This window comes from Pseudomonas sp. NFX15, from assembly GCF_049132105.1.
GTDB lineage: Bacteria > Pseudomonadota > Gammaproteobacteria > Pseudomonadales > Pseudomonadaceae > Aquipseudomonas.
Map to the genome: position 1 here is coordinate 80,239 of NZ_JAFMPV010000014.1, position 21,339 is coordinate 101,577.

The 21,339-nt window shown below is 57.2% G+C and carries 22 protein-coding genes; 8 read left to right on the forward strand and 14 right to left on the reverse strand.

Going from position 1 to position 21,339, the window contains the following annotated elements; all coding sequences use genetic code 11:
- Window positions 1-2: 2 nt before the first annotated feature.
- The 6 genes from J1D76_RS16505 to ppc form a co-directional block, all read right to left on the reverse strand.
- Entirely contained in the window at window positions 3-824 is an 822-nt protein-coding gene (locus J1D76_RS16505; RefSeq protein ID WP_421139297.1) for an isocitrate lyase/PEP mutase family protein, read from the reverse strand.
- A 34-nt stretch (window positions 825-858) separates the two neighbouring features.
- Window positions 859-1,719, reverse strand: a complete 861-nt coding sequence (locus tag J1D76_RS16510; protein ID WP_421139298.1) for a DUF72 domain-containing protein — start codon at window positions 1,717-1,719, stop codon at window positions 859-861.
- Window positions 1,719-2,024 carry a hypothetical protein gene (locus J1D76_RS16515; protein WP_421139299.1) on the reverse strand — a complete coding sequence of 102 codons (306 nt, stop codon included), beginning with the start codon at window positions 2,022-2,024 and terminating at the stop codon, window positions 1,719-1,721. The genes J1D76_RS16510 and J1D76_RS16515 overlap by 1 nt, the downstream gene beginning before the upstream one ends.
- Window positions 2,025-2,324: 300 nt before the next feature.
- Entirely contained in the window at window positions 2,325-2,999 is a 675-nt protein-coding gene (gene tsaB / locus J1D76_RS16520) for a tRNA (adenosine(37)-N6)-threonylcarbamoyltransferase complex dimerization subunit type 1 TsaB (RefSeq protein WP_421139300.1), read from the reverse strand.
- A 93-nt stretch (window positions 3,000-3,092) separates the two neighbouring features.
- Window positions 3,093-3,740 (reverse strand): adenylate kinase, encoded by a 648-nt coding sequence (adk, locus tag J1D76_RS16525; RefSeq protein ID WP_421139301.1) that lies wholly within the window; start codon window positions 3,738-3,740, stop codon window positions 3,093-3,095.
- Between the two features lie 287 nt (window positions 3,741-4,027).
- The gene (gene ppc, locus J1D76_RS16530) at window positions 4,028-6,658 is read right to left on the reverse strand and encodes a phosphoenolpyruvate carboxylase (RefSeq protein ID WP_421139302.1); all 2,631 of its coding nucleotides are present in this window, start codon (window positions 6,656-6,658) and stop codon (window positions 4,028-4,030) included.
- Window positions 6,659-6,860: 202 nt separating this feature from the next.
- On the opposite strand from ppc, the gene J1D76_RS16535 reads away from it, so the two are divergent.
- The 3 genes from J1D76_RS16535 to J1D76_RS16545 all read left to right on the forward strand — a co-directional run bounded on the left by J1D76_RS16535 (window position 6,861) and on the right by J1D76_RS16545 (window position 8,776).
- Window positions 6,861-7,205: a pilin assembly protein gene (locus tag J1D76_RS16535; RefSeq protein WP_421139303.1), complete on the forward strand. Its 345-nt coding sequence runs from the start codon at window positions 6,861-6,863 to the stop codon at window positions 7,203-7,205.
- 308 nt (window positions 7,206-7,513) lie between these two features.
- The gene (locus tag J1D76_RS16540) at window positions 7,514-7,927 is read left to right on the forward strand and encodes a DUF4398 domain-containing protein (RefSeq protein ID WP_421139304.1); all 414 of its coding nucleotides are present in this window, start codon (window positions 7,514-7,516) and stop codon (window positions 7,925-7,927) included.
- 51 nt (window positions 7,928-7,978) lie between these two features.
- A complete protein-coding gene (locus J1D76_RS16545) occupies window positions 7,979-8,776 on the forward strand; it encodes an OmpA family protein (RefSeq protein WP_421139305.1) in 798 nt (265 codons plus the stop codon).
- A gap of 132 nt (window positions 8,777-8,908) precedes the next feature.
- On the opposite strand, the gene J1D76_RS16550 is transcribed toward J1D76_RS16545, so the two are convergent.
- The 7 genes from J1D76_RS16550 to prfB all read right to left on the reverse strand — a co-directional run bounded on the left by J1D76_RS16550 (window position 8,909) and on the right by prfB (window position 15,806).
- On the reverse strand, window positions 8,909-9,238 hold the full coding sequence (locus J1D76_RS16550; RefSeq protein ID WP_421139306.1) for a hypothetical protein: 330 nt from the start codon (window positions 9,236-9,238) through the stop codon (window positions 8,909-8,911).
- On the reverse strand, window positions 9,235-10,149 hold the full coding sequence (locus J1D76_RS16555; RefSeq protein ID WP_421139307.1) for an alpha/beta hydrolase: 915 nt from the start codon (window positions 10,147-10,149) through the stop codon (window positions 9,235-9,237). Before J1D76_RS16555 ends, J1D76_RS16550 begins: the two co-directional genes overlap by 4 nt.
- Before the next feature lie 146 nt (window positions 10,150-10,295).
- Window positions 10,296-11,573, reverse strand: coding sequence for a flavohemoglobin expression-modulating QEGLA motif protein (locus J1D76_RS16560; RefSeq protein WP_421139308.1), 1,278 nt, complete (start codon window positions 11,571-11,573; stop codon window positions 10,296-10,298).
- A 28-nt stretch (window positions 11,574-11,601) separates the two neighbouring features.
- On the reverse strand, window positions 11,602-12,156 hold the full coding sequence (locus J1D76_RS16565; RefSeq protein ID WP_421139309.1) for a hypothetical protein: 555 nt from the start codon (window positions 12,154-12,156) through the stop codon (window positions 11,602-11,604).
- A 141-nt stretch (window positions 12,157-12,297) separates the two neighbouring features.
- Entirely contained in the window at window positions 12,298-13,014 is a 717-nt protein-coding gene (locus J1D76_RS16570; RefSeq protein WP_421139310.1) for a TetR/AcrR family transcriptional regulator, read from the reverse strand.
- A gap of 98 nt (window positions 13,015-13,112) precedes the next feature.
- The gene (lysS, locus tag J1D76_RS16575; RefSeq protein WP_421139311.1) at window positions 13,113-14,615 is read right to left on the reverse strand and encodes a lysine--tRNA ligase; all 1,503 of its coding nucleotides are present in this window, start codon (window positions 14,613-14,615) and stop codon (window positions 13,113-13,115) included.
- A 95-nt stretch (window positions 14,616-14,710) separates the two neighbouring features.
- Window positions 14,711-15,806 (reverse strand): peptide chain release factor 2 gene (gene prfB / locus J1D76_RS16580; protein ID WP_109790603.1). Its coding sequence is split into 2 segments (ribosomal slippage): window positions 14,711-15,733 and window positions 15,735-15,806, totalling 1,095 coding nucleotides; the frame shifts between segments, so codons are not numbered across the junction.
- 830 nt (window positions 15,807-16,636) lie between these two features.
- Between prfB and J1D76_RS16585 the strand changes: the two genes are divergently transcribed.
- Genes J1D76_RS16585 through J1D76_RS16605 form a run of 5 tightly spaced genes read left to right on the forward strand, consistent with a single transcriptional unit; the run spans window position 16,637 to window position 20,007 of the window.
- Entirely contained in the window at window positions 16,637-17,977 is a 1,341-nt protein-coding gene (locus J1D76_RS16585) for a saccharopine dehydrogenase C-terminal domain-containing protein (RefSeq protein WP_421139312.1), read from the forward strand.
- Between the two features lie 23 nt (window positions 17,978-18,000).
- Window positions 18,001-18,735, forward strand: coding sequence for a ferritin-like domain-containing protein (locus tag J1D76_RS16590; protein WP_421139313.1), 735 nt, complete (start codon window positions 18,001-18,003; stop codon window positions 18,733-18,735).
- Between the two features lie 21 nt (window positions 18,736-18,756).
- Complete coding sequence (locus tag J1D76_RS16595; RefSeq protein ID WP_421139315.1) at window positions 18,757-19,464, forward strand: hypothetical protein; 708 nt, start codon at window positions 18,757-18,759, stop codon at window positions 19,462-19,464.
- Window positions 19,465-19,466: 2 nt separating this feature from the next.
- Window positions 19,467-19,823, forward strand: a complete 357-nt coding sequence (locus J1D76_RS16600) for a hypothetical protein (RefSeq protein ID WP_421139316.1) — start codon at window positions 19,467-19,469, stop codon at window positions 19,821-19,823.
- Between the two features lie 19 nt (window positions 19,824-19,842).
- On the forward strand, window positions 19,843-20,007 hold the full coding sequence (locus J1D76_RS16605) for a rubredoxin (protein ID WP_421139317.1): 165 nt from the start codon (window positions 19,843-19,845) through the stop codon (window positions 20,005-20,007).
- A 286-nt stretch (window positions 20,008-20,293) separates the two neighbouring features.
- Here the strand turns inward: J1D76_RS16605 and J1D76_RS16610 are convergent, their stop codons facing one another.
- Window positions 20,294-21,295, reverse strand: coding sequence for a diguanylate cyclase domain-containing protein (locus tag J1D76_RS16610; RefSeq protein ID WP_421139318.1), 1,002 nt, complete (start codon window positions 21,293-21,295; stop codon window positions 20,294-20,296).
- Between the last annotated feature and the right edge of the window lie 44 nt (window positions 21,296-21,339).

Below are 21,339 nucleotides of genomic sequence, written 5' to 3' on the forward strand. Positions count from 1 at the left end.
CCTCAGCCTTTGAAGAACTGATTGGCCTTCTGGTACGGCATCGACCGCGACGTGAAGCCGAACGTGCCTGACGTCTGGATTTCCTCAGCCGCGCGCAAGAACTCGCCATACGCCGCCAATGCCAGCGCCGAACCGACGCTGATGCGTTTGACGCCCATCTCACTCAACTGCGCCACCGTCAGCTTCAGCCCGCCCGACATCAACACATTCACCGGTTTCGGCGCCACGGCACGCACCACCGCCAAGACCTCCTCGGCGCTGCGCAGGCCCGGTGCGTAAAGCACGTCGGCGCCAGCCTCGGCGAACGCCTGCAAGCGGCGGACAGTGTCGGCCAGGTCGGGATTGCCGTGCAGGAAGTTTTCCGCACGCGCAGTCAGGGTGAAGGGAAACGGCAAACTGCGAGCCGCCGCCACACAAGTCTCGATGCGCGCCACGGCGTGTTCGAAGCAGTAGATCGGGCTTTCTTCGCGGCCGGTGGCGTCTTCAATCGAGCCACCGACGGCACCGGCCTCTGCCGCGCGCAAAATGCTTTTCGCACAATCGACCGGGTTGTCGGCAAAGCCATTTTCCAGGTCGACGGCCACGGGCAGGTCAGTAGCGGCGACAATTGCCTGAACGTTCATCAGGGTATCGTCGAGGTCCAATCCACCATCGGCCCGCCCTTGGGAAAAGGCATAACCGGCACTGGTGGTCGCCAATGCCTCGAAGCCGAGGCTGGCGAGCATTCTCGCCGAGCCGGCATCCCACGGGTTGGGAATCACAAAAGCGCCGTCGCGTTCATGCAGGGCTTTGAACGCCTGGGCTCGAAGGGTTTGCGCATCCATTGGGCAGGCTCCTGAACGGGGGAAAGAATCCGCTTCAGAGCAGGCCAAGTTGCTCGGCGGCGGGTTCTCTGTATAGCTCAGGCAGCGCCGGCAAGCCAGGTAAACGCAGCATCAGCCTGGCGTGAAAACGTTGCGCCAGTTTCGCTGCCAGCAGGTTGTCGGCGGTGTGCAGGAAGATATAGGGCGTGCGGCCCTCTTCGATCCACAGGGCGATTTTTTCGACCCACGGTTGCAGGAACGTATCGTTGGCCTCAAGCACTGGATGACCGATAAAACGTACCTGAGGAAATTGGGTGAACGCCGCCGGACGCGGTGGCACGCGGGGTTTCTTCGATTGGGCGTGAAGCACCGAGGGCTCGGTCGACGTACAACTGAACAGCGCACGGGGATCGAGGCAGATGCGTTCGACGCCGCGATCCAGCAGCAGCCGGTTGAGCATTCGCTCGCTGTCGCCCTTGGCGAAAAAATCGCCATGCCGCACTTCCACGGCCAACGGCCGCTGCAAGGCATCGATGAACCCGGCGAGTTCGGGCAGGCGTTGCGGCGTGAAGCTTTTCGACAGCTGCAACCAGAGAGGCGACACGCGCTCGCCGAGGGGGCTGAGTAATTGGGTGAACGTCTCAGCGGCCGTCAGTTGCTCACGCAGGTCACCGCCATGGCTGACCTCGCCAGGGAATTTAGCGGTGAAGCGAAAGTGTTCGGGCATGGTGTCGGCCCAACGCTGCACGGTGCTGGCAGCCGGGCTCGCGTAGAAGGTCGTATTGCCTTCCACGGCATTGAACACTTGGGAATATAGATCGAGAAAATCGGCGGGCCTGGCGTGTGGCGGATACAGGTAATCACGCCAGGCGTTTTCGCTCCAGGACGGGCAACCGAGGTAATACGGCAGCCACATCAGATGTACAGGTCGAGACCCAGCACGTCGGTGTCCCAGTCAACGAACCCGGCTGTACTGAGGTAGCTGGCCAGGGCGGTGGCCACGCTTTTGCTCATGGCGCGATGGTAGAGCATGTCTTGCTGGCGGGCGGGCAGGTTGCTGAGTTTTTGCGCAGAGGCTTTGGCGGCACGGGCGGCCAGTTGCTCTTGCGTCGGGAATTCCAATTCGCCGTCGATATCAATGGCGTCGTCTTCCACCACACGGCCTTTGCGTGGTTTGCGCTTGATGGGGTAGGACTGAGAGGAAACGCCGTCTATACGCATACGTGCATGCTCGGAATCAGTGATGGCAGTTTAGTGGCGCATAACCCACTTCGCAAACCGCCGAGTGATAACTAGAACACATAAAAGGCAAAAGGTTTAAAAGCTGGGGTTAGAAACTGACGATTGGCGACAACTGGAATGCGACCTGTGGCGAGGGGGCTTGCCCCCGTTCGGCTGCGTAGCAGTCGCAGGTCAGCTGATGCGTTCTCTCCGGTAAATCGGATTTCAGGTGTTTTGGCACTGCTGCGCAGTGCAACGGGGGCAGGCCCCCTCGCCACAAAAAGCCACTCAGCCTGAGGATCAACGTGCCTTGGGCGTCGCCACTTTATCGCGCAAATACACCGGCTGCGCCTCATCGGCCACGATCGCCTCACCGCGCGCCCAGGCAAATCGCGCCAGCGTCAGCAAGTCTTCGGCGTGGGGCAACATGCCCGCGTCCTGGCCGCTCAGGTTGACGGCGATGCGCTCGCCATAGCCCCAACCGGTGCCCGCGCCGAACCAGTCGCCGCTGGCATCGGCCGGCAATGCAGCAGACTCCGGCGGCAACACCGCCTCGGCCCCCACCAGGCGCATCTCACCGGCCGTTTCGCGGTAGCAACCCCAATACACCTCGTCCATGCGCGCATCGATGGCCGCTGCCACCTGGCTGGCGCCGTGTTCGCGGTACGCACGTTGTGCCAATACCGCGAGGTTGGACACCGGCAACACCGGGCGCTCCAGGGCAAAGGCCAAACCTTGCACCACACCGATGGCAATGCGCACACCGGTAAAGGCGCCCGGACCACGGCCGAACGCGATGGCATCGACCGCTTGCAGCGTGGTGCCGGCATTGGCGAGCAATTGCTGGATCATCGGCAACAGCTTCTGCGCATGCAGACGCGGGATCACCTCGTAATGGCTCGTGACCTTGCCGTCATGCAGCAAGGCAACGGAGCAAGCTTCGGTCGCGGTGTCCAGGGCCAGCAAGGTGCTCATCGATGTGTCCGTAAGAGAGATCAAAAAAAGTGCGTCAGTATAAACAACTACGGCCCGCAAGCGGGCCGTGGATGATGCAGCGAATCAGGTTTTTCAGCTCAGCGCGGCCAGCACCTTGGTGGTGATCGCTTCTACCGAACCAACACCTTCGATGTGGCTGTACTTTGGCTTGCCATTGGCAGTCGACAGCTTCTGATAGAAATCCACCAGCGGCTTGGTCTGCGAGTGGTAGACCGACAGGCGATGACGCACGGTTTCTTCGGTGTCGTCCTTGCGCTGCACCAGCGCTTCGCCGGTGATGTCGTCCTTGCCGGCGATTTTCGGCGGGTTGTAGACGATGTGGTAAACGCGGCCGCTGGCCTCGTGAACACGGCGACCGGCGATACGCTGGACGATCTCTTCATCTTCAACAGCGATTTCAACCACGGCATCGAGCTCGACGCCAGCGGTCACCAGGGCTTCAGCCTGGGGAATGGTGCGCGGGAAACCGTCGAACAGGAAACCGTTGGCGCAGTCAGCCTGGGCGATGCGGTCCTTGACCAGTGCGATGATCAGGTCATCGGACACCAGGCCGCCGGCATCCATGATGCTCTTGGCCTTGATGCCCAGTTCGGTGCCAGCCTTTACCGCGGCACGCAGCATGTCGCCGGTGGAGATTTGCGGAATGCCGAATTTTTCGGTGATGAACTTAGCCTGAGTACCTTTACCGGCCCCGGGAGCTCCCAGCAGAATGACGCGCATCGATGTGCTCCTCAATTTTTTTATATAGATAACGTCAGATTCGCCTCATGGGGCCAATCTCAAAATAGGGTCGTGACCGCCCAAACGGCCAAAGGCTGATCAAGATACACAGCAGGCTGCGCCCACACAAGACGCCAAAAGTCGGAGAAACCGCCGCCTCCTGCGACCATTGCGCGCAGTTTCCCAAGTCGCAACCCCATCATTAACTGTCGCTTGGCAGCACTTTCAAGGCCGCTTTGTGCCGGCATCCACTGCACCTTCCGGATGCCGGCCCCACGGCAAAAACCCTAGCCGGTGTTACGCAAACCGGCGGCAATCCCGGCCACAGACACCAGCAAGGCCTGTTCTACCGGGCTGCCCTGCGCCACGTCCTGTTGGCGCGAGCGCGCCAGCAATTCGGCCTGCAATAGATGAAGCGGGTCGAGGTAGGTGTTGCGCAAGCGGATGAATTCAAGGGTCGCTGGGCTATGTGCCAGTAGCTGGGATTGACCGGTCAGGCCCAGGACAATGGTGCATGCCTGCGACAATAGGTCGCGTAAGTGCGCGCCCAACGGCAACAGATTCGGCGCCACCAGGCGTTCATCGTAGGACTGCGCAATATCGGCATCGGCCTTGGCCAGGACCATTTCCAGCATGTCGATGCGGGTGCGAAAGAACGGCCACTGCTCACGCATCTGCCCCAGCAGTTCACCTTCGCCACGGGCCAGCGCCTTGCTCAGCGCCGCTTCCCAGCCCAGCCAGGCCGGCAACATCAGGCGCGTCTGGGTCCAACCAAAGATCCATGGAATCGCCCGCAGGCTTTCAATCCCTCCGGCCCGGCGCTTGGCTGGACGACTGCCCAAGGGCAAACGCCCCAGTTCCTGCTCCGGCGTCGACTCGCGGAAATACTCCACGAACTGCGGATTTTCCCGCACCACGGCGCGGTAAGCGCTGACGCCGTCCGCCGCCAATTCATCCATCAAGTGGCGCCACTCGGGCGTAGGAGGCGGTGGCGGCAGCACGGTCGCTTCAAGCACTGCCGCCAGGTACAGATTGAGGTTTTGCTCGGCGATGTCCGGCAGACCGAATTTGAATCGAATCATTTCGCCTTGTTCGGTGGTGCGGAAATGCCCCGCCACCGAACCCGGTGGCTGCGACAGGATCGCCGCGTGGGCAGGGCCGCCGCCTCGCCCAACAGTGCCGCCACGACCGTGGAACAACAGCAGTTCCACTTGTTGTTCGCGGCAGATGTCCACCAACCGCTCCTGCGCTCGGTACTGCGCCCAGGCCGCCGCCGTGGTGCCGGCGTCCTTGGCCGAGTCGGAGTAACCGATCATCACTTCTTGCGACCCTTGCAGGCGCGCGCGATAACCCGGCAACAGCAGTAACTTCTCGATCACAGGGCCGGCGTTGTCGAGGTCGGCCAGGGTTTCGAACAGCGGCACCACGTGCATCGGCCGCAGTACGCCGGATTCCTTGAGCAGCAGTTGTACCGCCAGCACATCCGAGGCAGCACCGGCCATGGAAATCACATACGAGCCGAGGGACGCTGCCGGCGCGGCCGCGATTTCCCGACAGGTTGCCAGCACTTCGGCGGTGTCGGCAGAAGGCTTGAAGTAGGCCGGCAGCAAGGGCCGCCGGTTGTTCTGTTCGCGCATCAGGAAGGCGATGCGTTCCTCTTCGCTCCAGTCCTCGTAACGACCGAGGCCCAGGTAGTCGGTGATTTCGGTCATTGCCGCCGTGTGCCGCGACGAGTCCTGGCGCACATCCAGACGCACCAGGAACAGGCCGAACGTCACCGCCCGACGCAGGCAGTCGAGCAATGGCCCGTCGGCGATCACGCCCATGCCGCAGTCGTGTAGCGAGTGGTAGCACAACTCCAGCGGGTCGAGCAGTTCACGATTGTCTTGCAGGACATCGGCGGGAGCCGGCGTCGGCGTCGACAGTGCGGCGTGGGCCCAATTGCGCGTGGCCCGCAGGCGCTCACGCAGTTGCTTGAGCACCGCCCGGTAAGGTTCGGCGCTGTCGCCGGCCTTGGCTTTCAACTCATCGCTGGCCTGCTGCATCGACAGCTCGGCCGCTAAATGATCGACATCGCGCAGGTACAGGTCGGCCGCCATCCAGCGCGCCAACAACAGCACCTCGCGGGTGACCGCGGCGGTCACGTTGGGGTTGCCGTCACGGTCGCCGCCCATCCACGAGGCGAAACGAATCGGCGCCGCTTCCAGTGGCAAGCGCAGGTCGGTGGCGGCGTGCAGGGCCTGGTCGGCCTTGCGCAGATAATTGGGAATCGCTTGCCACAGCGAATGCTCGATCACCGCAAAACCCCATTTGGCCTCGTCCACCGGTGTCGGGCGCGTGCGGCGGATTTCTTCGGTGTGCCAGGCCTCGGCGATCAGGCGCTGCAAGGTGATCGTGATGCGCTCGCGCTCGGCGCTGGTCAGGTCGCGGTGATCCAGGGCCGCCAGTTGTGCGGCAATGGCGTCGTACTTCTGGATCAGCGTGCGGCGTGCAACTTCGGTCGGGTGCGCGGTCAGGACCAGTTCAATTTCCAGTCGTCCCAGTTGCCGGGCCAGGGCTTCGGCGCCATGACCTTCGGCACGCAAGCGCGCGAGCAACTCCGGCAACACCCGATTTTCAAACGGTGCCTGCTGGGACTCTTCGCGACGGTGAATCAACTGGTACTGCTCGGCGATGTTGGCCAGGTTGAGAAACTGGTTGAACGCTCGCGCCACCGGGAGCAATTCGTCTTCGCTGAGCTGGTTGAGGCTGGCACTGAGCTCAGCGTCCATCGAGCCGCGGCGGTCGGCCTTGGCACCCTTGCGGATCTGCTCGATCTTGTCGAGAAAACCGTCGCCATATTGCTCACGAATGGTGTTGCCCAATAGCTCGCCCAACAGGTGAACGTCCTCGCGCAGGCGTGCATCAATATCGGTCATCAGCAGGTCTCCAGCAAAAAATCCGGGCGGCTAAGAACCTAGAGAGTGCCGCCCCAGACCGGTTCTTACAAGCCAGACGACGAAGGGACTTTAAACCTTGAGCGTTAAAGCTAGTCTGAACGTAAGCCGTACAACGGCTGCTGCCGGCACCTGGCCGGACACTCACCCTGCCTGCCACGAGCAGGCGAGCCATGAGGTCTTTATGAAAATCCGCGAGCTTGCCCATCACTGGGAAGAAAACGCCAAGGGTCGCCTGACCGACACCGGCTACTCGATTCATCTGGACGTGGAGTCTGCCGCGCGGCTGGCCGCCATTGTCGAGATGTACCCCAAGCGGCATCCCGAAGAACTGCTCGGCGACCTGATCGGCGCTGCGCTGGAAGAACTCGAAAGGAGCTTCCCGTACGTCAAGGGTTCGACCGTGGTCGCCACCGACGAGGAAGGCGATCCGCTGTACGAGGACGTTGGGCCGACGCCGCGCTTTCTGGCGCTGTCACGTCGGCATTTGCACGATTTGTCCGTGCCTGACGACAAACGCAAGCACTGAGTTTGCGGTGCACCCTGTGGGAGCAGGCTCGCTCCTACAGGGACCTTTTTTCACTTTAAAAACCAGGGTGCTCCGGGCCTGCAAAAGGTCCGGCATCGCGCCTTGCGAGGCGTAAATCCCCGTCTTAGAGCCCTGCCCCTTCGAACCGGTTTTTTCGATAGCCCGCTAATTTCTCTGAACTTTCAAAAAAAGACCTCGGTCAACCCCAGTAACCATGCCTGGGACGAGCGTCTCGAAACACCTCGCAAATGACAGTTAAGGCTCCTTGCCCAGGATGGATTTCGACGTTTTTTTCAGGAGCAGGCCCAATGGAGTTGAAGACCATGAACATCGAAACTGGCACACCCTCGCTGACCCATTTTCGCGGCCTCAAGCTGGCAGCGCTGGTTCTCGGCAGCAGCCTGATGTTGGCTGGCTGCGCGGGTAAAGCACCCACCGAGCAATACGCCGTGACCCAATCGGCCGTCAATGACGCCGTCAGCGCGGGCGGCACTGAGTTCGCCGCCGTGGAAATGAAGACCGCCCAAGACAAATTCAAACAAGCCGAAATCGCCATGCACGACAAACAGTACGACCAGGCACGGCTGCTCGCCGAACAAGCCGAGTGGGACGCTCGCGTGGCCGAACGCAAGGCTCAGGCGATGAAGGCCGAACAGACCCTGAAGGATTCGCAGCAAGGCGTTCAGGAACTGCGTCAGGAAAGCCAACGCACCGTTCAGTAACGGCGCGGCACCTCGCATTTTTCTATTCGACTGAACTCAAAGGACTAAATCATGAAACGCACACATCTGATGATCCCTGCCCTGCTGGCAGCCAGCGTTGCGTTGGCCGCCTGCTCGACACCGCCCAATGCCAACCTGGAACAGGCCCGCACCAACTACGCCGGCCTGCAAGCCAACCCGCAGGCCAGCAAGGTCGCGGCCCTGGAAACCAAGGAGGCCAGCGACTACCTGGACAAGACCGACCAGGCCTACCGGGACAAACAGGACGCGGCCAAGGTTGACCAACTCGCCTACCTGACCAACCAGCGCATCGAAGTGGCCAAGCAAACCATCGCCCTGCGCACCGCTGAAGCCAACCTGAAAAACGCCTCGGCGCAACGGGCCCAGGCGCGGCTGGATGCCCGTGACCAGCAGATCAAACAGCTGCAAAACAGCCTCAACGCCAAGCAGACTGATCGCGGCACGCTGGTGACCTTTGGCGATGTACTGTTCGCCACCGACAAGGCCGAGCTGAAATCCACCGGCCTGGTGAACATCAACAAGTTGGCGCATTACCTTCAGGAAAACCCTGACCGCAAAGTGATTGTCGAGGGTTATACCGACAGCACCGGCACCACAACGCATAATCAGTCGCTGTCGGAACGTCGTGCGGATTCGGTACGAGCAGCGCTGGTGAAGATGGGGGTCGATCCGGCGCGGATCGTGGCGCAGGGTTACGGCAAGGAGTACCCGGTGGCGGATAACGCCAGCACGTCGGGCCGGGCGATGAACCGCCGGGTGGAAGTGACCATTTCCAATGACAATCAGCCGGTGATTCCGCGTTCGGCTGTGAGTGTTAATTCACAATAAGTCGCCATTGCAGCGAACCCTGTAGGAGCGAGCCCGCTCGCGATGACGGTGTGTCAGGCAACTGAGCAACTGCCTGTCAGACCGCTTTCGCGAGCAGGCTCGCTCCTACATTGGTTTTGTAAGACCGAAAGGTTACGGCTCCAGCTTCTGCGGCGTGTCCTGGCCCATGCAGCGCACGGCTTTTTTCTTGCTGTCGACCAATACGCCGGTCAGGCCTTTCTGTTCGGTGTCGAACAGCACCAGCACGCCATCGATGCACTGCGCCACTTGCGCGGCCGGTTCCAGGGAGACTTTGTAGTCTTCACCCGGCACGGTCTTGAGCATGGTGAATTCGTTGAGCAGCAACGCATCCTCAGGCTTGGCGAAGTGCAGGTAGCCGTACCACCACAGGGCACCGACGGTGCCGAGGATGCTGCAGATACCGGTGATGATCAGCGGGATGGCGTTACGTTCTTCACTCATTGCGGACTCTCTGGTGGTTCATCTTCTGAATTCGGGGGTGCAGGGTAGTTGGGGATTTCACCCAGGCGGCGCAGGCCGTTGAAATGCTGCGGATCATCGAGATAACGCAGCATGACCTTGCGCCAGACCGGGTCGGCGAACGTCTGCACATGACCACCGCGGGTCAGTTGCAGCACCCGCGGCGGCGGCGCAGCTTGATACAAGCGGATGCCGTTGGAAAGAGGCACGATCGGGTCGTCGATGCTGTGATAGAGCAGTTTGGGTACATATTTGATTTGCGCGATGGCGTTGATCGCGCTGTCGCCATCGGGCACCAGCCACGATAACGGCACCTGCAACGGCCAGGTCATCCACGATTGACTCAGGGCAAACTGGCCCACGCTGCGGTAACTGGCGGGGACGCCGTCGAGCACAAATGCCTTGAGTTGTTTCTGCCGATCCGGGTGCAACCCCAGGTAATGCACGGCCATCGAGCCACCGAGGCTTTGGCCTAGCAGGACCAGCGGCTTGCCCTTGGCCTCCGGCGCCTGGTCCAGCCAGGCGAAGGCGGCATCGATGTCCTGGTAGATCGCCGGCAGGCTCGGTTCACCTTCGGACAGGCCATAACCGCGGTAATCGACCAGCAACACTTGGTAACCCTCTTTCGGCAACCAGTAGCTGCCGCCGAGGTGCATCGGCAGGTTTCCGCCGTTGCCGTGCAAGTGCAACACCGTGCCCTTGACCTCGACACCTTGCTTGGCCGGCAACCACCAGGCGTTCAACTTGAGGCCATCGGCGGTGGTCAGGGTGACGGTGCGGTATTCGAGCCCGGCCTTATCCGGGGTGAACATCTGGCCGGGTTCAGGGTAAAACAGCAGCGAGCTGCAACCGTTCAAGGCCAGGAGAAGGCAGACGATGCCGAGGATTCTCATCCGTTGAAACCTCGCAAAAAATGGCATGGAAATGCATTCCCTTGTAGGAGCTGGCTTGCCAGCGAATGCGGTCTAACTCTCACCACAGCGTTGCCTGACGCTACGCCTTCGCTGGCAAGCCAGCTCCTACCGGGGATCCACCTGGCTTACAGGATGTTGGAGTAATCCGCCTCGATCCGGTCCAGGCTCAGGTGGTTGAGGAAGTTGGAGAAGCACATCCACGCCGACAACGCGTTCATGTCGCGGAACTGTTCCGGCAGGTATTTGGGCGGCACCACCAAACCTTCATCCACCAACTGACGCAAGGTGCGCATGTCTTCCAGCGTGGTCTTGCCGCAGAACAACAGCGGTATCTGCTCCAGCTTGCCCTTGCGCACGGCCAGTTGAATGTAGTTGTAAATCATGATGAAGCCCTTGAGGTAGGACAAGTCTTTGGTAAATGGCAGACCTGTCGGCACCGAGCCGCGGAAAACGCGACTGGCGTTGCTGTAGCTCTCGGGCATTTCGAAACCTTGCTCGCGGAAGAACTCGAACACCTGCAGGAAGTCCGCGCCCTCCTCGACCATGTGAATGGCGCGGGTGCGGTTGGTGAGTTTGCGCAGGCGGCTCGGGTACGAGGCGAAGGTGATGATTTCCATCAGGATCGCCAGGCCTTCCTGGGTCACGGTCGACGAGGGCGGGCCCTTGGCGAGGAAGGTGCAGATCGGCTGGTTCAGGCCGTTGAGCGTGGTGCCGACGTGCACCAGCCCTTCGTGAACTTCCAGGGCGCGCACATCACGCTGGTTGAACATCGCGTCGGAGCGGATCTTGATGTAGTCGGCACCGGCCGCCGCGTCGGCGACGATCCCGTCGGACTCGAACACCCGGATGGTTTCCTCGGCTTCGCCAAACACCTTGTTCAAGCGATGCTGGAGCATCTCGACCGCATCCTTGGCGGTCAGCGTTTTCGGTTCATCTTTCAGGTCACCACGGCCGTCGATGTTGTTCAGGTATTCCGACAACATCATGCCCAGGTCGGACAACGTCGGGTCGCCGGCATGGAACGCGTCGGACGCGGCGCCGTACAACTCCTGGGAAATCAGGCCGAAATCCTCGGTGCCGCGCGCTTCGAGCATGCGCACCACCATGCGGTATTCCTTGCACATGCGGCGCATGATCTGGCCGACCGGGTTGAACTGGCCGAGCTGGCGAGTGATGTCACGCTCGATGTTCTGGAACTCCAGCTTCACTTTGCTGGAATCGAACGCCAATGGCCGGTTGAGGTAATAGTCGCGGTCCACCGCCGGCAGTTCCTTACCCTTGGCCTTGAGGAAGCCCTTGCGGATGTTGTCATCCCATTTGACCGCATCAAGCACGCGAATCGGTGTCTGCGCCAGCACGATGCGGTCGGACAAAATGCGTATCGACTGTTGATAATCGTCCACGCGAAACTCCTGTAGAAAACGTGTTGGGTTATTTGGCTTTGGCCTGGCGTTGGTAGCGCACGGCTTCGACGAACACATCGGAATTGGCCGGGTCGTCGAGGTAGGCAGCGACTTGATCCATGTTGTTGTCGATCAATACGCCTTCGCCGTCGTTGGTCTGGAAGCTTTCACCGTTCAGGGCTTTTTGCTTGATGGCCTGGTTGATCTGGTCGAGGTCGAGGTTGTAGACCACCAACTCATGCTTGTCGGTCAGTTCAAACCCGCCAATGGTGAAATGCCCGCCGAATTGCGCCGGCACTTTCGCCGACAGGTACCAGCGGCTGCCATGGTGCGACAGGGTAAACGGATAGGCTTCGCGCTCTTTGGATCGGGCGCGGTAATAGCTGACGGCCTGATAGCGGTTGTCGCCGATACGGGTCAACTCAAGGTTGAGCGGCTCACCCCAGGCATTGGTGCTGGTCCATTTCCCGAGCAATCCCTTGGGCGCGGGTTCGCTTTCTGGCAGCGGTTCCTTGAAGGTCACCAGGCAGCCACTGAGCAGCAGGAACGACAAGGCGATCACAACGACACGCCAGGCTTTCATTCAACACTCCCTTTGAACACACATTGCTGACCTGTAGGAGCGAGCCTGCTCGCGATGACGGTATGTCAGACAAGTGAGTAATTGACTGTCAGACCGCCATCGCGAGCAGGCTCACTCCTACAAGGTATGCGTCGGCAAAAACTACACCGACGCCAGCACCAAATGCATATAGCGCGTCAGGATGCCGAGCATTTCCTCTTCGGCCGCAGGTTCGGCATCGTTGAGCAGCCCCTGATATTCCATCCGGCCGATAATCGCCGTCAACACCTTGGCATCCTGATGCGGCTCGCGTGAACCCAGCACCTGGAACAGCTGGCAAGAGCCCTGCAACAGGATCTGCTGGTGCGAGCGCACCAGCTGCGCCAAGCGTGGATTGAGCAAGGCTTCCTGGCGGAACGCCTGCTCGGCCATCAAGTGCTCACGGCGATTGACCAGTTGCCGGTGAACGTAATCGGTCATCAGCCGCGCAATATCATCGGCCAGTTTCGAGCGCGCCTGCGGGCTGCCATCACCGCTGGCGATCATCTCGCGCAGCAGGCCTTCGTTGTTCACCCACAGTTTGCCCATGTAGGCCGCACTGCGTTCCACGTATTGGGCGAAGGTATCGGTGAGCAGGTCATCGATATCCTTGAAATAGTAAGTGGTCGCCGACAACGGCACTTGCGCCTCGGCGGCCACTGCCCGGTGCCGTACGGCGCGCACGCCATCGCGCACGACGATGCGCATCGCGGCATCGAGAATGTCCTGTCGACGCTGTTCACTGCCCTGTCGGCTGGCCTTGCGACCCTGGTACTGAACGCTTTCAGCGACCGCAGTGGCGACACCCGCTGCACCTTCTTGAGCCATTGCACGAATCACGACAGGTATTTCCTCTCAGATGAAAGTTACAAGTTGATACGTTTGTACCAGACAGGCAATAAAAAGCCGCCTCGAAGGCGGCTTTTTATTTGAAACACTTAACCTTGCGGCCGCATGTGCGGGAACAGGATCACGTCGCGGATCGACGGGGAGTTGGTCAGCAGCATCACCAGACGGTCGATACCGATGCCTTCACCCGCCGTTGGCGGCATGCCGTACTCCAGCGCACGCACGAAGTCGGCGTCGTAGTGCATGGCTTCGTCGTCGCCGGCGTCCTTGTCGGCCACTTGCGCCATGAAACGCTCGGCCTGGTCTTCCGCATCGTTCAACTCGGAGTAGGCATTGGCGATTTCACGACCACCGATGAACAGCTCGAAACGGTCCGTGACGTTTGGGTTGTCATCGTTGCGACGGGCCAGCGGCGACACTTCGAACGGGTACTGGGTAATGAAGTGCGGCTGTTCCAGCTTGTGCTCGACCAGCTCTTCGAAAATCATCACCTGCAACTTGCCCAGGCCTTCGAAGCCCAGCACCTTGGCGCCGGCTTTCTTGGCGATGGCGCGAGCCTTGTCGATGTCGTTCAAGTCGTCAGCGGTCAGCTCAGGGTTGTACCTGAGGATCGAGTCGAACACCGACAGACGCACGAATGGCTCGCCGAAGTGGAACACCTTGTCGCCGTACGGCACGTCGGTAGTCCCCAGCACCAGCTGAGCCAGTTCGCGGAACAGCTCTTCGGTCAGGTCCATGTTGTCTTCGTAGTCGGCGTAGGCCTGGTAGAACTCCAACATGGTGAATTCTGGGTTATGACGAGTCGAGACGCCTTCGTTACGGAAGTTGCGGTTGATCTCGAACACTTTCTCGAAGCCACCCACCACCAGGCGCTTGAGGTACAGCTCCGGCGCGATACGCAGGAACATGCCCATGTCCAAGGCGTTGTGGTGAGTCTCGAACGGCTTGGCTGCCGCGCCGCCCGGGATGGTCTGCAGCATCGGCGTTTCCACTTCCAGGAAGTCACGCTTCATCAGGAAGCTGCGGATGTGGGCGATGACTTGCGAACGTACGCGGAAAGTCTGGCGCACGTCTTCGTTGACGATCAGGTCAACGTAGCGCTGGCGATAGCGCTGTTCGGTGTCGGTCAGGCCGTGGTGTTTGTCCGGCAGCGGGCGCAAGGACTTGGTCAGCAGGCGCACGTTGGTCATTTCGACGTACAGGTCGCCCTTGCCGGAACGGGCCAGGGTGCCTTCGGCGGCAATGATGTCGCCCATGTCCCAGGTTTTCACCGCGGCCAGGGTTTCTTCAGACAGGGTCTTGCGGTTGACGTAGACCTGGATGCGACCGGTCATGTCCTGGATCACCATGAACGAGCCACGGTTGAGCATGATGCGACCGGCAACCTTGACCGGGATTGCAGCCTCTGCCAGCTCTTCCTTGGTCTTGTCCGCGTACTGTTTCTGCAAAACATCGCAGTAGTTGTCGCGGCGGAAGTCGTTCGGAAAGGCATTGCCCTTGGCGCGCTCGGCAGCAAGCTTTTCCTTGCGCAGGGCGATCAGGGAGTTTTCTTCCTGTTGCAGGGCTTGCGGGTCGAGTTCTTGGTCGCTCATGTCTTTAAATATTCCATCTGGTTCGTTGTCCCCGGCCTGCGGCCGGGGATCGCCGGCAAGCCGGCTCCTACAGGGGATCGCGGGTTGTCAGTGTCTTACAGGCCCGATTTAAGGCTCGCTTCCAGGTATTCGTCGATGTCGCCATCGAGCACCTTGTCGCAGTCACTGCGTTCGATGTTAGTGCGCAGATCCTTGATGCGCGAGGCATCGAGTACATAAGAGCGGATCTGATGACCCCAGCCGATATCGGACTTGGTGTCTTCCAGCGCCTGGGACGCCGCGTTGCGTTTCTGCATTTCCTGCTCGTACAACTTGGCCCGCAACATTTTCATGGCGGTGTCCTTGTTGGCGTGCTGGGAACGTTCGTTCTGGCAGCTGACCACGGTGTTGGTCGGTACGTGGGTGATACGTACGGCCGAGTCGGTGGTGTTTACGTGCTGACCACCGGCACCGGAGGAACGATAGGTGTCGATCCGTAGGTCTGCCGGGTTGATTTCGATTTCCACCTTGTCATCGATCTCTGGCGAGACGAACACCGCCGAGAACGAGGTGTGGCGACGGTTGCCGGAGTCGAAAGGGCTCTTGCGCACCAGGCGGTGCACGCCGATCTCGGTGCGCAACCAGCCAAAGGCGTATTCGCCCTTGATGTGCACGGTCGCGCCCTTGATCCCGGCGACTTCACCGGCGGACAGTTCCATGATGGTCGCGTCGAAACCGCGTTTGTCGGCCCAGCGCAGGTACATGCGCAGCAGGATGTTGGCCCAGTCCTGGGCTTCGGTGCCGCCGGAACCGGCCTGGATGTCCAGGTACGCGTTGTTCGGGTCCATTTCATGGCTGAACATGCGGCGGAATTCCAGCTTGGCCAGGCTTTCCTCGAGACGGGCCAGCTCGGCGACGACATCGCCCACTGCGCCTTCGTCGTTTTCTTCGACGGCCATGTCCAGCAGGTCGCGGCAATCGGCCAGACCGGTGTTCAGTTCGTCGAGGGTATCGACGATCTGCGCCAGCGCAGCGCGCTCACGGCCCAGCTCCTGGGCGTATTCAGGTTTGTTCCAGACACTCGGATCTTCAAGCTCGCGATTGACTTCGGTCAGACGCTCATGCTTTTGATCGTAGTCAAAGATACCCCCGAATAGTTTCGGAGCGCTCGGACAGGTCCTTGATGGTGTTCAGGATCGGGTTGATTTCCATGACGGGCAGCACTCGTTGGCGAACTTTTGAAAGCCGGCGAGTATACCGTAATCAAGCGGCCCCGGCAGCCCGCATGGCGGGTTTACCGGCGAATGGTTTCTGTTACTTCGGCCTCGCACTAACCATGGACGCTACCATCACCCAGCTCACGTCTTTCAGTGACGCCGCTGTCGACTGCCAGCACAGTACTGGTGATCCCCGAAGGCCGATTCGATACCAGAAACGCAATGGTCTGAGCTACTTAGCCGGCTGACCGTTACGCCGCAGTTGATGGAAAAGGTTAAAGGTCAGCAACGTCCTTGACCGATTCGACTCCAGGATGGTGCCTTGGACAACCATGGCCGGGGTCACGGAGTTGATGCAGATGCCTGGTGACGCCAGTTCAAGGGCTTGGTTGCGGGGCTTTCCATGCACACCGGCATTCACGACCGAGTAGTCCGCCGACGGTTTGGCTCTGATGGCCTGTTGGACCTGCGACCAACCGGTTTGCACGATAGCACCGCAGCGCGATTGTATGGCTCGCGCAACTGCCATGGCTAAAACCAACTCGCTCTTGAGAATGATGTCTTAAACATCTCTCAGAGTACTAATCAACAACAAGATTAAGACCTCGACCGATCTGTAGGAAAACAACTTCAAAAATACCGGACCAGTCCTACTTAATTGGCAATTGCGCAATGCATCTGCCTTCCCTATAACTATGCAACACAAAAAATTACTAAAAATCACTTACACCACCGAAAACCTTAACCCTCAGAAACCTGAGCAAGCTACAGCACTAACGCAAAACATGGACAAGTCAATTTAAGCCCACTAACTAAAGGACTACCATGAAAAAAATCGACAGAATAATAATCGTAGGCTTTGGAAGTATAGCCCAGGCTTTGCTACCGCTACTTTCAGAAAATTACGATTCAGAAATCATCATTTTCGACAAAGAAGTCGACGCAACTCGAAAAAATATCGCGAGTGAGTATTCCGCAACATTAAATGAAAAGCTGATAACCAAAAATAACTTCCACAGTGTTTTGTCACCGCTATTAAGTGACAGCAGCTTCCTCTTAAATCTGGCGGTTTCTGTTTCCAGCTTAGCTCTGATAGGTCTAACCCAGCGATTCAACACACTGTATTTGGACACATGCATAGAGCCTTGGGACTACGCAAACCAAAGCAAAAACTTAAAAAGCAATTACTCTCTAAGGGAAAACCTGAAGCAATATGCGCAAACCCAGAGCAGCACAACAACAGCAATTGTTGGGCACGGAGCAAATCCTGGCTTTATATCTATACTGCTAAAAAAAGCAATACTTGAAATGGCACTCAGAAATGGAATACATGAGCAACCAACAACACAACCTGAGTGGGCCAAACTATCAGAGCGCCTAGAATTACAGGTCATACAAATATCAGAACGAGACACACAAATTTCCTCCAAAAAGCGCGCACCAAAAAGCTTTATCTGCACGTGGTCTGTGGACGGACTGATTACAGAGTGCTTGCAACCGGCGGAACTGGGCTGGGGATCTCACGAAGTAGACGCTCCACTGAACGCCAAGAATAACGGATACTCACTCGAACTGATTGAACAAGGCCGAAATGTCATCGTAAAAAGCTGGTCTCCCAATTATTTAGAATTTAACGCATATCTACTAACACATAATGAATCGCTATCAATCTCCGAATACTTAACTTCAGATACCCCATCAGCACCCAAATATCGACCAACCGTATACTACGCATATCATCCTTGCGACCAAGCGGTAGATTCAATGCATTTACTTTGCAGCGGGAGTGAAGATCAGATCGAATCAAAGGAAGTAATGAAAGACGATATAGTTTCCGGCATCGACGAACTCGGCATTTTCCTGATCAGCAAAAAACACAAATCACTTTGGCTCGGTTCTAATCTTTCAATAGGCAAGGCAAGAAAAATGGCAAAACACAACAATGCGACGAGCCTACAGGTCACATCAAGCATCATTGCCGGCATGAAGTGGGCCGAGCAAAATTCAGAATCCGGGGTTCTAGAATCCGAAAGTCTAGACTGGGAATACATCTACGACTTCGTAGAGCCGTACTGGCAGCCAATAATTATCCAAGAAACTGACTGGCGCCCAAACTGTAGCGATACTCTACAATTTCATAATTTTAGGGTTCTCCAAAAAAACTGATAAACCAATGGAAGTCAACCACCATGATCACAACAAGAACAACAGAACCCAGAATCACCCCACGTTCGACCCCGGATGCTGCCGTGGTGCTGGCTAACTTCCGATTCCCTGATACAAAATTAAGCAATATCGAGCGCACTGAATGGAAGGAAATATTATTCGACTCAATAATTACTGAGTACGATGCACGGCGACTTTATTGGCATTTAAAGACCAAATACCCGACTTACTTTCCGTCACTAGTGGGAGTACTAAACCCTTGGCTCAGGGACGAAATTGACCATGCTTATGGTTTTGCTCTGATCTATTCATCATTCACAGGCATCCCCCTTGACCAAGTTACTCTGGAGGCTGAAGTTAGAAACCCAGACTTCAGTGCAATCAACCCAATAACTGATGACACATTTAAACTTCTCATCATGCTGGCCTACGACGAAATTATTACCACACACGTTTATCACCGCAGCATAGTGAAGTACGATAAATTCGAATCTCCACAGCTTTCGAACTGGATCAGAAAAACAAAAAAAGATGAAATCAATCACTTCTTCTCTTTTATCGAAAAAGCCAAAAAATTATTCCCCGAGAGGATTAATGAAACCGCTTTTATCCTGGAAGAAATTTTCGCTATAGACTTCGAGAAACCAAACTACTCTGGAACATTTGTTCTGGACCACAACACGCCAGACTTCCCTATTCAAAAACAAGAAATTATAGACTTCATAATCCCCACCATCATAAAAAAAATAAATGCATAAACCGGACTACAGGATAAAAAAATGAATCCATCTTTCCTAACGAAAAGACACTGGAGCTCAAGAGCACTTTTCAATGAAATATCTGTTAGCGAATGGACAAACCCTGGAATTGACTTAAGATACAAAGAATTTTTTATGGCAGACTTATTTTCGGAGTATGACGCCATCAATCTTTATCATAACTTACACCAACGGAGAGCAAAATTCTCGCCATACTTCGTCCAGTATCTCGACCTATGGTTTGCAGATGAAAAAAATCATTCCGACGGTTTTTTTGAGCTTATTCGCCTTCTATTTGGCTCAACCGAGGAAGAACTGATAGATCAACTAAAAACAAGAAACGGGAATTTTGATCAACTGCAGGAAATGCTTTCAAGCGAATTCAACCTCTTACTTCTATTGGCTTACGATGAATATACATCAGTCAAAACATATAAAAAAGACACATTTTACAATGAGTTCGGGCACGAAAATTTCAACACTTGGATTAAAAATCTGATTGCGGACGAGGCCATACACTTTGGAAATGCAATAAAAATACTAAAACACAAACATTCTTCAAATCTACACAAAGCCGAAGACATACTTCACAGCATCGCCAAACTCGAAAACACGCCCTATCAAAACACATTTTTTTTTGATCACGACGGCCCTCACTTCCTGCTCAGCCCAAGCGAACTGGGAACTCCCGTAGTAGTTGACATTTTATCCATACTATCCAAAGGTTAAAAATGAAAAATCACTACTACGTGGCAGCCTCCTTAATACTTATGATCTTCGGCGAAATACTAACAATTTACAGCGAAGTGTACGCCTCCAAGCTTCCTGATCGCTCATTGGAAACCCCGTTTGTTTTTGTAAAACCTATAATACTTATCAGCATTGCTGGCATCAGTCTAATTTTCGCGTACTGGCTTGGATATCAAGCAACTGGCAACATATGGGTAGTTACCGTCGCATCGCTGACACTCCTTCTGATTCTTGAACCAATTGTGATATACGCAATGCTAAAGGAATTACCGGAAAGAGGTGCTCTAATTGGCTTCATCTTAGGAGCAACTGGCTTGATCGCCACTGTCACACTTTAATCCATCCCCAGGAAGTGTCATGTTAAGCAAAGAAAAAATAATGCGCTGCACTGTTTGCGGCTATGAGTATGATCCCGCTCTGGGTGATCATGAGAATGGAATACCAGCTGGCACCCCTTGGAACGATCTGCCCGAAGGCTGGTTATGCCCAGATTGTCAGATGCCAAAAGAAGATTTTGAGTAAGAACACATATTGCGGCGTTCCCTTTCACTTTTATTGAACGGGACGCTGCCCTCCTAAGCCTTTATCAAAAGCTGACACGATTTTTTCCAGCGTCGAAAGCAAACCCGCCAGCATTCTTAAATAACAATAATTAAGTGTATTGAGCGACTACCCGTACAAAAACTCTCGCAACCTTATGCAACAGGCCTCTTTAGTCAACTCCAAGCACAGGGTTTGCGAGGGCTTCGTCTTCGGACGCAGCCTCGCGGGCTCCGCAGCGGCTACAACGCTACGGAGCGTTGTACCGTCACGCCACCCCCACCTGATTACGCCCATTGTTCTTCGCCGAATACAGCCCCTTGTCCGCCGCCGAGATTAGCTCGCGGCAATGGCTGCCGGCTTTCGGGATGGTGGTCGACAGACCGATGCTGATGGTCAGGCTCGAGCCTTCGTTTGGCGAGCTGTGGGGGATTTTCAAGGCCGCCACCGTCTGGCGTAGCTTCTCGGCCACCAGTCGCGCGCCGCCGGGCGAGGTGTTGGGCAGCACCAGGGCAAACTCTTCACCGCCGTAGCGGGCCGGCAGGTCCGAAGGGCGGGCGCTGGCTTCCTTGATCGCGGCGGCGACCTTGCGCAGGGCTTCGTCGCCTTCCAGGTGACCGAAGCTGTCGTTGTAGGCCTTGAAATAATCCACATCGATCATCAGCAGCGACAACTGGCTTTGCTCACGCAACGAACGGCGCCATTCCAGCTCCATGTATTCGTCGAAGTGGCGACGGTTCGACAGCCCGGTCAGGCCATCGGAGTTCATCAGCCGTTGCAGCACCAGGTTGGTGTCGAGCAACTGTTGCTGGCTGACCCGCAACGCGCGGTACGCCGCATCTCGTTGCAGCAAGGTCATGTAGGAGCGCGAGTGATAGCGGATACGGGCCACCAGCTCGATGTTGTCCGGCAGCTTGACCAGGTAATCGTTGGCCCCGGCCGCGAACGCCGCGCTCTTGATCAGCGGGTCTTCCTTGGTCGACAGGACGATGATCGGAATGTCCTTGGTCGCCGGGTGATTGCGGTAATCGCGCACCAGGCTCAGGCCGTCCAGCCCCGGCATCACCAGGTCTTGAAGGATCACCGTCGGCTTGATGCGCACCGCATGGGCGATGGCCTGGTGCGGGTCGGCGCAGAAGTGGAAATCGATGTTCTCTTCGTTCGCCAGGCCGCGACGCACGGCTTCGCCGATCATCGCCTGATCATCGACCAGCAACACCATGGCGGCGTTTTCGTCGGTCTTGAAGTCTTCGAGCTGTAATTCATTCATGTGCGGTCACCTGAGTACTGCCTGGGCCAGGAATGCGGGAAAGC